Source organism: Streptomyces flavotricini (assembly GCF_020639365.1).
Lineage (GTDB): Bacteria > Actinomycetota > Actinomycetes > Streptomycetales > Streptomycetaceae > Streptomyces > Streptomyces flavotricini.
Genome location: NZ_JAINUL010000001.1, coordinates 2,631,561 through 2,645,213, shown reverse-complemented (window position 1 = coordinate 2,645,213; position 13,653 = coordinate 2,631,561). Strand labels below are relative to the sequence as shown.

Genomic DNA, 13,653 nt, shown 5'->3' with positions numbered 1-13,653 from the left:
CGTCTCTTCCACCCCGAGGAACACCACCATGACCGCACCCCGGACCCTGCACCTCAATGCCTTCCTCATGAACGCCGGGCACCACGACGCCGCCTGGCGGCATCCCGACAGCAGCCCCGAGCGGGTCACCGACCTGCGGTACTTCCAGGATCTGGCGCGGACCGCCGAACGCGGGCGGCTCGACTCGATCTTCTTCGCCGACGGTCTCGCCCTCTGGGGCAAGGCCCGCTACAACGCCCTCGGCGGGTTCGAGCCGCTCACCCTGCTCTCGGCCATCGCCGCCGTCACCGAGCACATCGGGCTCATCGCCACGGTCTCCACCACCTTCAACGAGCCGTTCCACCTCGCCCGCAAGTTCGCCTCCCTCGACCACATCAGCAACGGCCGGGCCGGCTGGAACATCGTCACCTCCGGCACCGTCGACGAGGCCCGCAACTTCGGCCAGGACGAGCACCTCGAACACGGCCTCCGCTACGACCGCGCCCGCGAGTTCCTGGACGTCGCCACCAAGCTCTGGGACAGCTGGGAGGACGACGCGATCGTCCTCGACAAGGAGCGCGGCATCTACGCCGACACCGACAGGCTGCACCCCGCCGCCCACCGCGGTACCTACTTCGGCGTCGCCGGCCCGTTGAACGTGCCCCGCTCCCCGCAGGGCCACCCGCTGCTCGTCCAGGCAGGCTCCTCGGAGGACGGCAAGGAGTTCGCCGCGCAGTACGCCGAGGCCGTCTTCACCGCCCAGCAGACCCTCACCGACGGGCAGACCTTCTACAAGGACCTCAAGTCGCGCCTCGCGAAGTACGGCCGGACCGAGTCCGACCTGCTCGTCCTGCCCGGCATCGCCCCCGTCATCGGCTCCACCGAGGCCGAGGCCAAGGCCCTGGAGCAGCAGCTCACCGATCTCCAGGTGCCGGAGTACGGGCTCGCGCAGCTGTCGGGCATGCTCGGCACCGACCTGACCGGCCTCCCCCTCGACGGCCCGCTGCCCGAGCTCCCCGAGGAGCGGGACATCAACGGCAACAAGAGCCGTTTCACGCTCGTAGCCGAGCTGGCCCGCCGCGACGGCCTCAGCCTGCGCGACCTGATCGCCCGCCTCGGCGCCGGCCGCGGACACCGCGTCTTCGCCGGCACGCCCGAACAGATCGCCGACCAGCTGGAGGAGTGGTTCACCCAGGGCGCCGCCGACGGGTTCAACATCATGGCGCCCGTGCTGCCGACCGGTCTCACCGACTTCGTCGACCACGTCGTGCCGATCCTGCAGCGGCGCGGACTCTTCCGCACCGAGTACACCGGTACCACCCTGCGCGAGAACTACGGCCTTCCGCGCCCGGCGAACCGGTACGCGCGGGCCGGCGCCTGACGGGCCCGCCGCGAGCCGCCGGAGCTCCGCGCTCCGGCGGCTTCCGCGCGTCGTCAGACGGTCAGGACGATCTTGCCGCGGGTGCGGCCCGCCGCGCTGAGCTCCCAGGCCCTCGCGGCTTCGGCGAGCGGCAGCGCGTGCTCCACGTTGACCGTGAGCCCGCCCGCGTCGGCGAGTTCCGCGAGGAACGTCAGGTCGGCCGTGTCCGGGCGCACCCACAGCTGGTGCGCGCCCTTGGCGGCGGCCTCGTAGTCGGCGATGGAGACCACGCGGCCGCGCTCGGTGACGAGCGACTGGAGGATCTCGACGGCGCCGTCCCCGAAGAAGTCCAGTCCCGCGTCGATGCCTTCGGGGGCGAGCGCGCGGATCCGGTCCGCCATGCCCTCCCCGTACAGGACGGGCTCGGCGCCGAGCGCGCGCAGGTAGTCGTGGTTGTGCGCGCCGGCCGTGCCGATGACGCGCAGGCCGAGCGCGACGGCGATCTGCACGCCGAAGGAGCCGGTGCCGCCGGCGGCGGAGTGGATGACGACGGTCTCGCCGGACTTGAGGCCGGCGCGCTGCAGGGACTGGTACGCGGTGAGGCCGGCCAGCGGGAGGCCCGCGGCCTGCTCGAAGCCGAGGGAGCGGGGCTTGCGGGCCAGCGTCCGCACGGGGGCCGAGACGAGTTCGGCGTACGTGCCGAGCTCGACCCACTCCTTGCGGACGTACCCGTACACCTCGTCGCCGACGGCGAAGTCGAAGGTGTCGGGGCCGACGGCCTCGACGACTCCGGCCACGTCCCAGCCGGGTATGACGGGGTATCGGACTTCGAGGATCGGGTCGAGGTATCCGGCGGCGAGCTTCCAGTCGACCGGGTTGACCCCGGCGGCCTTGACCCGGACCAGCACCTCGCCGGGGCCGACCTTGGGCTGCGGTACGTCAACGAGCTTGAGGTCCTGGGAAGTTCCGTATGCGTCGTACGTGATTGCCTTCATGATCGTTCCCAACGGGGTCCCGGGTGGGCCTATTCCCGTACGGGGCTTCTCACGCGGGCAGGGTGTTGGGGTGCGAGCGCCGCCGGGCAGCGCTGAACAGGGCCTGGATCTGCACCCCGGACTGCTCGACGTCGTCGAGCGGCGAGGGGAACGGCAGCCGCACGTCCTGGTGGCCGCGGTGCAGCTCCAGCCGCAGGGTGATCCCGTACCGGTCCATGGCGAGCGGCAGTACGCGGACGATGGCGGCGGCGGGCAGCGGCCGGACCAGGCGCAGGAGGAGCCTGACGAGCTCGGCGTGGTCGTCGAGGAGGTGCGTGAGCATGCCGGCCTCGTACGGGGCGAGGGGGTCGGGGCGGGCCGCGTCGAGCTCTTCGAGGCTGACGCAGGTGCGTCCCCCGTCGGCCTCCAGGACGGCCCGGCCGAATTCCATGCAGGTGGAATCGGCGCCTTCGTCCGTGTACGGCGTGAGGAGGCGGCCCGTGATCGTGACGCGGGCGCGGACCCGGTCGCGTGCGGGGGCGGGGGCGATGTCGGTGAACTCCAGCCGGATCGAGGGCCGGTACTCGGATTCGCCGCCCGGCTCGGACGGGTGCAGGTGCAGCCGGCCCATCGGGTCCGCTCCGTCGAGGTGGCGGACCTCGCTGCTCAGCCCGTCCGTGACCACGGTCATGGAGTGGGCGGCGGCCAGGATCGACCGGACCCGCTCGGCATCGGTGGGCCGGCCGGCGGCCGGGGTGGCGGGGGCGGCACCGGGCATGCGCATGCGGGATCTCTCCATCGTCCTGGGCGAGTGACTTAGGTATGCCTAACCTAACTTATTCGCTTCTGCGGGAGTACCCCGTGTCGCTCGTGTCGTTGTTGGGCTGAACGGGTGAAACGCGAGAGGATGGGGGGATGCACATGAAGCGCACGGCCGAGGCGGCCCGGTGAGCAGGTACGACGTCACGGACGAACAGTGGGAGGGGCTCGCGCAGGTGGTCCCCCTGCGCAGTCGCAACGAGTGGCCCTCCCGGGTGGACCACCGCACGATCCCCACGGCGCCGGGGGCGTCCGCGGCGGAGCAGCGGCGCTTCGTCGTGATCAGGGTCCAGGTCTTCGCCGACGCGCGGGAGGTGGCCGAGTACCTGATCGCACAGATCCCGGTGCTGCTCGACCTCACCGGCGCGGACGGCGAAGTGGCCAAGCGGATCCTCGACTTCAGCAGCGGAGTGGTCTTCGGCCTGGGCAGCGGGATGCACCGGGTCGACCGGAACGTCTTCCTGCTGGCGCCCGTCGGGACCGAGGTCGAGGGGATCGCGGCCGCCGCCGTCCCCCGATCGTAGGAAGGTCGCCGGGGCGGAACGGTTCGCCGTGCCCACCGGGGGCCCGGCGGCCCGTACCGTCCGACGCATGGACGCCACCCTGGACTCGGGCGCGCCGGGGGCCACGGCCCCCGACCGCGCCGAGTTATCCACCGCCCTCGTCGACGCCGCGGTCCCGCCCGCCGTCGTGCACCACCGGCCCGTCGTCACCGGGTTGCGGCTCTCCGCCTTCGGGGCGCACCGCGGCGCCGCCTTCGCGCTGGGGCCCGTCACCTTCCTCGCCGGGCCCAGCGGCAGCGGCAAGTCCCAGGTCCTGGCCGCCTACGAGGCCCTGGCCGGGCTCGGGGCAGGGGCCACGCTGGAGGAGGCGTTCCCCGATCCGCTGGGCCGGATCCCCGACCGGGCCCTGCCCGACGGCCAGGGGCGGCGCGGATTCCGCATCGGCTGCACCGTCGACGGCCCCGCCGGGCCCGTCCGCCTCGACCTCGCCGTACAGGCCGAGCCCACCCTCCGGATCGTCGGGGAGCGGCTCGCGGTCGGCGGGCAGATCCTGCTCGCCACCGCCCTGCGCGACCCCGGCCGCCGCTCCGTGCAGGCCTCCTGGCTGACCGGTGGAGCCGTCGGCGTCACCCGGGCCCCGCTCCCCGACGACCGGCTCGGCACCGCCCTGCTCCCGCTGCGCGTCGCCGGCTCCACGGCCGGGCAGCGCCTGGTCCTCGCGGCCGCCGAGCAGGTGGTGGTGGCGCTGCGCTCGGTCTTCTCCTGCGACCCGCGCCCCGACCGGATGCGCGCACCCGTCCCGACGGGCGGGGGCAGGCTGCTCGGCGACTGCGCCAACCTGGCCGACGTCCTGCGCCGGACCCGCCACGAATGCGGCACCCGCCACGCGCTGCTCGCCGCGGCGGCGCGCACCGGCTGCGCTGGCCCGGTGGCGGGGCTGGACGTGCGGGCTCCCGCGCAGGGCCCCGTCACGGCGGTGCTGGACCGCGGCCGCGCCGGGCCCGCCACGGAGCTGGGCCGGCTCGGCGCGGGCGAGCTCCGCTTCCTCGCGCTGGCGCTGGTCCTGCTGACCGGCCCGGGGGTGCTCGCCATGGACCCGGCCGCCGAGCTGCTCTCCGCCCGGCAGGCGCTGACCGTCCTCGCCGACGGCTTCGACCGCGATCTGGACCGGCGGCAGAGCGCCGAACTGCTGCGGCTGGCCCTGCTGTCCTGCGGCCGCGGCCACGTCCGGCTGCTCGCGGCGGTGGGGGAGGGGGCGGCCGAGGCCGCCCGGGCGACCCCGGGGGTGACGGTGGTAGACCTGATCCCATGAGCGATGAGCAGGACGTACGGCACGGGGGCGAGCCGGGCCCGCAGGATCCGAGGCCGCAGGAGCGGCTGCACCAACTCCAGCGGAGACTGGCCGAGTTCGCCTCAGCGCGCGGCTGGGAGCCCTACCACACGCCCAAGAACCTGGCGGCGGCGCTGAGCGTGGAAGCGTCCGAACTGGTCGAAATCTTCCAGTGGCTGACCCCGGAACAGTCGGCGGAGGTCATGGAGAAGCCGGAAACCGCGCACCGGGTGGCCGATGAGGTGGCCGACGTGCTGGCGTATCTGCTGCAATTCTGTGAGGTTCTCGGGGTGGATGTGCTGGATGCGCTCGCCGCGAAGATCGAGAGGAACGAGCTCCGCTTCCCGGTGGCGGGGCCTCCGACATCGAATTGTCACTCTTCGGAGTGATGGCGTCGTCCGCAATCATGTTTGTGTCCACAGATTTCCGAATACCCCTGGCTTTACTGGCCCATTGCCCTCACTCTGGGTAGTGGTGAGAACGGCGGATGTCGTGCGGACGGGGGACGGCATATGGATGCGGTACGGCTCATCGCGGCCGGCCGGCACGCGCTGGCGCGGAGCGGGGCGGCGATGGACATCGTGGGCGAGGCCTGGCAGGCCCAGGCGCTCGTACAGGGGATCGGGAGCTGGCTGGCGGTCACGGGGCCGCCGGAGCTGAGATCGGAGGCACGGGGGCTGGGTGAAGCGGGAGGCAGAGGCTGCGGGGTGCTCGACAGAGCGGCCCTGCGCGGAGAGGGCAGCGCGCCCGACTACCCGCCGAAAGCAGCACAGCTGACCGAGGTGGCGGACGTCCGCCAGGCTCTGCTCGGACTGCAGGCGCTGCTCGGCGAAGTGGGGATAGCCCTGGTCGGGGTGGCCTGCGCGACGGACGACGAAAGCCTGTACTGGCAGTGCATAGAGTCCATAGACGCGGCCGACGAATCGAGTGACCGGGTCCGGGCCGTCCTGCGCCGGCTGACGGTGCGCGAACGGGGGTCAGCCTCAGGTGTGGTCTGACGGGCGTGGCCCGACGGGGAAAGAGTGAGAGCCGAATCGGGGGTCCCGCCGCGCGCGACGGGACCCGCACGGTCATCCGACCGGCACGGTCAGTACGACGGGTAGGGCGGGCGCTCGCTGCCGGGGGAGGGGCTGCCGGGGGTCAGCGGCGCGCCGGGGCCGCGGTCCGTGGAGGACTGGAGGTCGGCGTCGAGCTGCGACAGGTCGGCGTTCAGCGCCGCCATCAGCTCTTCCATCTGCTGGAGCAGGCCCTTCGGCGCGCCGCCCTGGGCGGCCGCCGCGGGCTCCTGACGTGCATGGTCGTGTGCTGCCTGTCCGGTCTGTCCGATGTGCTCGGGCACGGACTCGTGGGACATGGCGGCCTCCTCGGCCCTGGCCCTTCCAAGGCGGAAGGGGGCGGTGGACGCACCGGCGAAAGGGCCGCCGGCGCGCGGGCCGGGCGGTCCGGCTCCGTCCGAGCCAACGAGCCCCATCCGGGCTGGTCACTGGCCGCGCCCGGGGTGGACCGTCCGGTTGACGCAGATTCACCCTGCCGGGGTGGGCGAGGCAGGATGGGAGTCATGGATCTCCGCATTTTCACCGAGCCCCAGCAGGGCGCGAGCTACGACACCCTCCTGAGCGTCGCCAAGGCCACCGAGGACCTGGGCTTCGACGCGTTCTTCCGGTCGGACCACTATCTGAAGATGGGGTCGGCGGACGGCCTGCCGGGGCCCACCGACGCATGGATCACGCTCGCGGGCCTGGCCAGGGAGACGCGGCGGATCCGGCTCGGCACGCTGATGACGGCCGGGACGTTCCGGCTGCCCGGCGTGCTCGCCATCCAGGTGGCCCAGGTCGACCAGATGTCCGGGGGCCGGGTCGAACTGGGGCTGGGCGCGGGCTGGTTCGAGGAGGAGCACAAGGCGTACGGCATCCCCTTCCCGGCGGAGCGGATGGCCCGGCTGGAGGAGCAGCTGGCCATCGTGACCGGCCTGTGGGCGACCGAGCCCGGCGGCACGTTCGACTACACCGGCACCCACTACCGGGTGGAGAAGTCCCCGGCGCTGCCCAAGCCGGCCCAGGCCAAGGTGCCCGTGCTCATCGGCGGCCACGGCGCGAAGCGCACCCCGCGCCTGGCCGCGCGGTACGCGGACGAGTTCAACATGCCGTTCGCGTCGATCGCGGACAGCGAGCGGCAGTTCGGCCGGGTGCGCCGGGCCGCCGAGGAGGCCGGGCGGCGGGCCGACGACCTCGTCTACTCCAACGCCCTGGTGGCGTGCGTCGGCAGGGACGACGCCGAGGTCGCCCGCCGGGCCGCCGCCATCGGCCGGGACGTGGACGAGCTCAAGGCCAACGGCCTGGCCGGCTCCCCGGCCGAAGTGGTGGAGAAGATCGGTGCCTACGGGGCCGTCGGCAGCTCCCGCATCTACCTCCAGATGCTCGACCTCGACGACCTGGACCACCTGGAGCTGATCTCGGCCCAGGTGCTGTCCCAGCTCGGCTGAGGGAGGCGGAACAGCCGTGCCCCGAGCCTCCGGCCCGCTCGCCGAAGCCCTGGCCCGCAGGGTCGTGGTCCTGGACGGAGGGCTGAGCAACCAGCTCGCCGAACAGGGCTGCGACCTGTCCGGCGGGCTCTGGTCGGGCCGGGTGCTCGCCGAGCGGCCGGACCAGGTCGAGGCGGCCCACGCGGCGTACGTACGGGCCGGGGCCGAGGTGCTGATCACCGCCAGCTACCAGGTCGGGTACGAGGCCTTCGCCGCGCACGGCCACGACCGGGCCGAGACCACCGCCCTGCTGCACCGCAGCGTCGCGCTGGCCGCCCGGGCGGCCGAGGCCGCCGACCACGAGGTCTGGGTCGCCGCCTCGGTGGGCCCGTACGGGGCGGTGCTCGCGGACGGCTCCGAGTACCGCGGGCGGTACGGGCTGAGCGTGCGCGAGCTGGCCGCCTTCCACCGACCGCGGATCGAGGCGCTGCTCGCGGCGGGCGCCGATGTCCTGGCGCTGGAGACCATCCCGGACGCGGAGGAGGCCGAAGCGCTGCTCGGCGTCCTCGCCGGGACGGGGGCGGCCGCCTGGCTGAGCTACACGGTGGCCGGCGCCCGCACCCGCGCCGGCCGGCCGCTGCCGGAAGCCTTCGCCCTCGCGGCCGGGGCCCCGGAGATCATCGCGGTCGGCGTCAACTGCTGCGACCCCGCGGACGTGCTGCCCGCCCTGGAGGCGGCCGCCTCGGTCACACGGAAGCCGCTCCTGGCCTACCCCAACGACGGCTCCGTCTGGGACGCCCCCACCGCCACCTGGCACGCCCCGCCCCACCCCACACCCTGGCCCGTCGCAGCCTGGCGCACGGCGGGCGCCCGCCTGATCGGCGGCTGCTGCCGCATCGGCCCGGCGGGCATCGCCGAACTGGCCGCCGGGACGTCCCGGGGTGGGACCGGTCATTGGCGCCAGCGTGGCTGACCGGGCCCCTTGCAGGTGTAGGAGGTGCCCTTCTTGCTGACCCCGGTCGCCCCGGCCGGGGAGCAGAACGCGCCGGGCGTCACGGTGTTTCCGCCTCCACCGCCGCTGTCGGACCCTCCTGAGGAGGAAGACCCTCCTGAGGAGGACCCGCCCGAGGAGGACCCGCCGGACGTGGATCCCCCGGAGGAAGTGCCGCCCGAAGCGGAGCTGCCGGAGTCGTCGTCATGCGTCGGCACCGGCACCGGCTCGGGGTGGAGCCGGGTGTTCGGCGCACCCGGGCAAGTGGTGCCGGGAGACACGAGTTTCAGGGCGGCGGTGGTGGTTCCGGGCGCGCTGATCTCCTTGCCCTCTTCGGGCTCCTGGAAGCAGACGGCCCAGTCGTCCACGGCGGCCGGCAGGGTGACGTCCGTGAACGCGCTCTGCGGCTCGATCTTCCCGAAGCCGATCGGCCCGAGCGTCTCGGAGGCCTTGGCGAAGGTCAGGCCGACGACCTTGGGCATCTTCGGATAGGGGATCGGATCCCCGTCCTTCGCGGGGCACGGGGCGTCGGTGCGGACCACGCCGAAGTCGAGCGCGGGTATCGCACCGGCCTTCTCGGTGACCAGGCTCTGGAAGCACACCTTCCAGTCGGCCTCCGCCACTTGGGCGGCGCTCCCCTCGGACGCGTCGTGCGAGAGCGCCTGGAATCCCGCGGCGAGCGCGGTGGCCCGCGCCTCCTTGAGGTTCCGGCCGACGAGCGAGGGCGGCTCGGTCCGGCCGGGGCTCGCGCTCGGCGAGGCGGACGCGACGGCGGCCGTCTTGGCGTCGGCCTCCGTCTCCTTCGGCGGGTCGCCCAGGAAGGGCGTGAGGAACCACAGACCGGCCAGGACCGTCGCCACGATCTTCTTGGCCTGCCCCCACCGGCTGGTCCAGGCGAGCGCGATGCCCGCGGGCGGGATCACGACCAGCAGGGTGATGATCAGGGCGGGATGCTGCCACCAGCGGCGCACGGGCGCGGGCATGGGTGGGTAGGGCTGCGGCGGGTACACGAGAGAGGCCCTCCAGGGGCTGCCGGGATGCCGGGGGCACGGGGAACGACGTGTTCCGCGGACCGTACAGCGCGGGGCGCACGCGCGTCGGGCACTTGCCCGAATCGGGATCCGCGGGTGGGGCGGGGGCAGGCCGGGGAAGAAATTCGGTGGCCCCCGACAAGTGGCCGCATCCATGCTGAGCTGCATGTTCCTGACGATCTCCACCACTGGCAGTGCTGAGGACCCGGCCACCGACCTGGGTTTTCTGCTGCACAAGCACCCTGGGAAGGTGCAGGCGTTCTCCACCTCCCACGGCATCGCCCACGTGTTCTACCCCGAGGCCGCCGACGAACGGTGCACGGCGGCGCTGCTGCTCGAGGTGGATCCCGTCGCGCTCGTGCGGCGCGGGCAGGGCAAGGGGCGGGGCGGGGCGCCCGACGCCGCGCTCGCGCAGTACGTCAACGACCGCCCGTACGCGGCCTCCTCACTGCTCGCCGTCGCCCTCGGTTCCGTCTTCCGCAGCGCGCTGGGCGGCCGCTGCACCGCCCGCCCCGAGCTGCCGGAGCAGGCCCGTCCGCTGCGGATCGAGATACCGGCGCTGCCCGCGCGCGGCGGGGCGCAGCTCGTCCACCGGCTGTTCGATCCGCTCGGCTGGGACCTCGTACGGGCCGAACCCGTACCGCTCGACGAGCAGTTCCCCGAGTGGGGGGACTCCCGCTACGTACGGCTCGTGCTGGAGGGCGAGCTGCGGCTCGCCGACGCCCTGCGGCAGCTCTACGTCCTGCTGCCCGTGCTCGACGACGCCAAGCACTACTGGGTCGCGCCCGACGAGGTCGACAAGCTGCTGCGCGCCGGAGACGGCTGGCTGGCCGCGCACCCCGAGAACGGGCTCATCAGCGCCCGCTATCTGGCCCGGCACAAGGGGCTGACCCGTGAGGCCCTGGACCGGTTGGAGCTGCTGCGGCTGGCCGAGGCCGACGGCAGCGAGGTCGAGGAGCTCGACAACGCCGTGGGGGAGACCGAGGAGAAGGCCGTGCCGCTCGCCGTGCGGCGGCGCGAGGCGATCCTCGGCGCGCTGCGCGCCGCCGGCGCCTCCCGGGTCCTCGACCTCGGCTGCGGCCAGGGGCAGCTGGTGCAGGCCCTCCTCAAGGAGCCGGCCTTCACCGAGATCGTCGGAGTCGACGTGTCCATGCGGGCCCTCGGCATGGCCGCCAAGCGGCTGCGCCTGGAGCGGATGGGGGAGCAGCAGAGCAGCCGCGTCCAGCTGCTCCAGGGCTCGCTCGCCTACACCGACAAACGGCTGGCCGGCTACGACGCGGCCGTGCTCAGCGAGGTCATCGAGCACCTGGACCTGCCGCGGCTGCCCGCCCTGGAGTACGCGGTGTTCGGCGCGGCCCGCCCCCGTACGGTCCTCGTCACCACACCCAACGTCGAATACAACGTCCGCTGGGAGACCCTGCCCGCCGGGCACGTCCGGCACGGCGACCACCGTTTCGAGTGGAACCGCGCGGAGTTCGGCGGCTGGGCCGCCTCCGTGGCCGGCCGCCACGGGTACGAGGTCGCCTTCGTGCCCGTCGGCGACGACGACCCCGAGGTGGGGCCGCCCACCCAGATGGCCGTTTTCACTCGGATCGACACCGGTACCCAGAAGGAGGGTGAGGTCGCATGACCACCAACGGCACGCGCGTGCTCCCCGTCACCGACCTGTCCCTCGTCGTCCTGATCGGGGCCACCGGATCCGGGAAGTCCACCTTCGCCCGCAAGCACTTCAAGCCCACCGAGGTCATCTCCTCCGACTACTGCCGGGGCCTCGTCGCCGACGACGAGAACGATCAGAGTGCGAGCCGTGACGCCTTCGAGGTCCTGTACTACATCGCCGGCAAGCGCCTCGCGGCCGGCCGCCTGACCGTCGTCGACGCCACCAGCGTGCAGGCCGAGGCCCGCCGCCGGCTGGTGCAGCTCGCCCGCGAGTACGACGTCCTGCCGATCGCCATCGTCCTCGACATGCCCGAAGAGGTCTGCGCCGAACGCAACGCCGCCCGCCCCGACCGGGCCGGGCTGCCCCGCGCCGTCATCCAGAGGCACCGGCGCGACCTGCGCCGCTCGCTGCGCGGACTGGAGCGCGAGGGCTTCCGCAAGGTGCACGTGCTGCGCACTCCGCAGGAGGCCGACACCGCCGAGGTGGTGCTGGAGAAGAGGTTCAACGACCTCACTCACCTCACCGGCCCCTTCGACATCATCGGTGACATCCACGGCTGTTCCTCCGAGCTGGAGACCCTGCTCGGCGAGCTCGGGTACGAGGACGGTGTCCACCCCGAGGGCCGCACCGCCGTGTTCGTCGGCGACCTCGTCGACCGCGGCCCGGACAGCCCCGGCGTCCTGCGCCGGGTGATGGCGATGGTCCGCTCCGGCAACGCCCTGTGCGTGCCCGGGAACCACGAGAACAAGCTCGGCCGTTACCTCAAGGGCTCCAACGTCCAGCAGACCCACGGGCTCGCCGAGACGATCGAGCAGCTCGGCCGGGAGCCGCAGGAGTTCGTCCAGGAGGTGCGGGAGTTCATCCGCGGCCTGGTCAGCCACTACGTGCTCGACGGCGGCAAGCTGGTGGTGTGCCACGCCGGCCTGCCCGAGAAGTACCACGGGCGCACCTCCGGCCGGGTCCGCTCGCACGCCCTCTACGGGGAGACCACCGGCGAGACCGACGAGTTCGGCCTGCCCGTGCGCTACCCGTGGGCCGAGGAGTACCGCGGCAAGGCGGTCGTGGTCTACGGCCACACCCCGGTCCCGAACACCGCGTGGATCAACAACACCATCTGCCTGGACACGGGCGCCGTCTTCGGCGGGAAGATGACCGCCCTGCGCTGGCCCGAGCGCGAACTGGTCGACGTACCGGCCGAGAAGGTCTGGTACGAGCCGGTCAAGCCGCTCGCCGCCGCGGCGCCGGGCGGACACGAGGGGCGCCCGCTCGACCTGGGCGACGTCCACGGGCGCCGGATCGTCGAGACCCGGCACCTGGGCAACGTCACCGTGCGCGAGGAGAACGCGGCGGCGGCCCTGGAGGTCATGAGCCGCTTCGCGGTGGATCCGAGGCTGGTCCCGTACCTGCCGCCGACCATGGCGCCGACCGCCACCTCGCGGGAGGAGGGCTACCTGGAGCACCCGGCCGAGGCCTTCGCCCAGTACCGCAAGGACGGCATCGCCCAGGTCGTGTGCGAGGAGAAGCACATGGGCTCCCGGGCCACCGTCCTCGTCTGCAAGGACGCCGGGGCGGCCCGCGAGCGCTTCGGCGTCGAGGGCCCGACCGGTTCCGTCTACACCCGCACCGGACGGCCCTTCTTCCAGGACCCCGAGGTCACCGAGGAGGTCCTCACCCGGCTCCGGGGCGCCGTCACCGACGCGGGTCTGTGGGAGGAACTGGGCACCGACTGGCTGCTGCTGGACGGGGAGCTGCTGCCCTGGTCCCTGAAGTCCACCGGCCTGCTGCGCCACCAGTACGCGGCCGTCGGCGCGGCCTCCCGCGCCGTCTTCCCGGACGCCCTCGGCGCCCTGGCCGCGGCCGCGGAGCGGGGCGTCGACACCGGCGGCCTGCTCGCCCGCCAGCGGGACCGGGCCGCCGACGCCGAGCGGTTCACCGAGGCGTACCGGCGTTACTGCTGGAGCACCGACGGGCTGGACGGCGTACGGTTCGCGCCGTTCCAGCTGCTGGCGGCGGCCGGGCGCTCGCTGGCCGCCGTACCGCACGACGAGCAGCTGTTCTGGCTGGACCGGCTCGTCGCCGCGGACGAGGCCGCCGGCACCGGGCTGCTGCGCCGCACGGGCCGGATCCTGGTCGACACCGCCGACGAGGAATCCGTACGGGCGGGCACCGACTGGTGGCTGGAGCTGACGGCCGCGGGCGGCGAGGGCATGGTCGTCAAGCCGCTCCGGGCGTACGCCCGCGACGGCAAGGGCCGCCTGGTCCAGCCCGGGGTCAAGGTGCGCGGGCGCGAGTACCTGCGGATCATCTACGGCCCGGAGTACACGCGTCCGGAGCAGCTGGAGAAACTGCGCCAGCGGTTCCTGGGGCACAAGCGCTCGCTGGCCCTGCGCGAGTACGCGCTCGGGCTGGAGGGCCTGGACCGGCTGGCGGGCGAGGAGCCGCTGTGGCGGGTGCACGAGGCGGTCTTCGCGGTGCTCGCCCTCGAATCGGAGCCTGTCGACCCCCGGTTGTGAGCGGGGGCGGGTCAGCACAGCCGTAAAGGCGA

13 protein-coding genes are annotated in these 13,653 nt (G+C 73.3%); 9 read left to right on the top strand and 4 right to left on the bottom strand.

Annotated features, from left to right (window positions below):
- Window positions 1–28: 28 nt before the first annotated feature.
- Complete coding sequence (locus K7B10_RS11805; RefSeq protein WP_229336066.1) at window positions 29–1,360, top strand: LLM class flavin-dependent oxidoreductase; 1,332 nt, start codon at window positions 29–31, stop codon at window positions 1,358–1,360.
- Between the two features lie 53 nt (window positions 1,361–1,413).
- Here the strand turns inward: K7B10_RS11805 and K7B10_RS11800 are convergent, their stop codons facing one another.
- Both K7B10_RS11800 and K7B10_RS11795 read right to left on the bottom strand, forming a co-directional pair.
- Complete coding sequence (locus K7B10_RS11800; protein ID WP_229336065.1) at window positions 1,414–2,334, bottom strand: NADP-dependent oxidoreductase; 921 nt, start codon at window positions 2,332–2,334, stop codon at window positions 1,414–1,416.
- 49 nt (window positions 2,335–2,383) lie between these two features.
- Entirely contained in the window at window positions 2,384–3,097 is a 714-nt protein-coding gene (locus K7B10_RS11795) for a DUF2470 domain-containing protein (protein WP_229336064.1), read from the bottom strand.
- 163 nt (window positions 3,098–3,260) lie between these two features.
- Between K7B10_RS11795 and K7B10_RS11790 the strand changes: the two genes are divergently transcribed.
- From K7B10_RS11790 to K7B10_RS11775, 4 genes are all read left to right on the top strand, one after another.
- Complete coding sequence (locus K7B10_RS11790) at window positions 3,261–3,656, top strand: cell division protein SepF (protein WP_030154409.1); 396 nt, start codon at window positions 3,261–3,263, stop codon at window positions 3,654–3,656.
- 67 nt (window positions 3,657–3,723) lie between these two features.
- Window positions 3,724–4,947, top strand: a complete 1,224-nt coding sequence (locus tag K7B10_RS11785) for an AAA family ATPase (RefSeq protein WP_229336063.1) — start codon at window positions 3,724–3,726, stop codon at window positions 4,945–4,947.
- Window positions 4,944–5,354 carry a nucleotide pyrophosphohydrolase gene (locus K7B10_RS11780; protein ID WP_229336062.1) on the top strand — a complete coding sequence of 137 codons (411 nt, stop codon included), beginning with the start codon at window positions 4,944–4,946 and terminating at the stop codon, window positions 5,352–5,354. The genes K7B10_RS11785 and K7B10_RS11780 overlap by 4 nt, the downstream gene beginning before the upstream one ends.
- Window positions 5,355–5,477: 123 nt before the next feature.
- Window positions 5,478–5,963, top strand: a complete 486-nt coding sequence (locus tag K7B10_RS11775) for a DUF6099 family protein (RefSeq protein WP_229336061.1) — start codon at window positions 5,478–5,480, stop codon at window positions 5,961–5,963.
- Window positions 5,964–6,052: 89 nt separating this feature from the next.
- Here the strand turns inward: K7B10_RS11775 and K7B10_RS11770 are convergent, their stop codons facing one another.
- Window positions 6,053–6,319, bottom strand: coding sequence for a hypothetical protein (locus K7B10_RS11770; protein ID WP_229345778.1), 267 nt, complete (start codon window positions 6,317–6,319; stop codon window positions 6,053–6,055).
- 204 nt (window positions 6,320–6,523) lie between these two features.
- On the opposite strand from K7B10_RS11770, the gene K7B10_RS11765 reads away from it, so the two are divergent.
- Both K7B10_RS11765 and mmuM read left to right on the top strand, forming a co-directional pair.
- Window positions 6,524–7,447, top strand: coding sequence for an LLM class F420-dependent oxidoreductase (locus K7B10_RS11765; protein WP_229336060.1), 924 nt, complete (start codon window positions 6,524–6,526; stop codon window positions 7,445–7,447).
- A 16-nt stretch (window positions 7,448–7,463) separates the two neighbouring features.
- Window positions 7,464–8,399, top strand: a complete 936-nt coding sequence (gene mmuM, locus K7B10_RS11760; protein WP_229336059.1) for a homocysteine S-methyltransferase — start codon at window positions 7,464–7,466, stop codon at window positions 8,397–8,399.
- Here the strand turns inward: mmuM and K7B10_RS11755 are convergent.
- The gene (locus tag K7B10_RS11755) at window positions 8,378–9,400 is read right to left on the bottom strand and encodes a hypothetical protein (protein WP_229336058.1); all 1,023 of its coding nucleotides are present in this window, start codon (window positions 9,398–9,400) and stop codon (window positions 8,378–8,380) included. The genes mmuM and K7B10_RS11755 overlap by 22 nt on opposite strands.
- Window positions 9,401–9,614: 214 nt before the next feature.
- On the opposite strand from K7B10_RS11755, the gene K7B10_RS11750 reads away from it, so the two are divergent.
- Together K7B10_RS11750 and K7B10_RS11745 are read left to right on the top strand one after the other, a co-directional pair.
- A complete protein-coding gene (locus tag K7B10_RS11750; RefSeq protein ID WP_229336057.1) occupies window positions 9,615–11,078 on the top strand; it encodes a 3' terminal RNA ribose 2'-O-methyltransferase Hen1 in 1,464 nt (487 codons plus the stop codon).
- Window positions 11,075–13,621 (top strand): polynucleotide kinase-phosphatase, encoded by a 2,547-nt coding sequence (locus K7B10_RS11745; protein WP_229336056.1) that lies wholly within the window; start codon window positions 11,075–11,077, stop codon window positions 13,619–13,621. Before K7B10_RS11750 ends, K7B10_RS11745 begins: the two co-directional genes overlap by 4 nt.
- Window positions 13,622–13,653 lie beyond the last annotated feature (32 nt).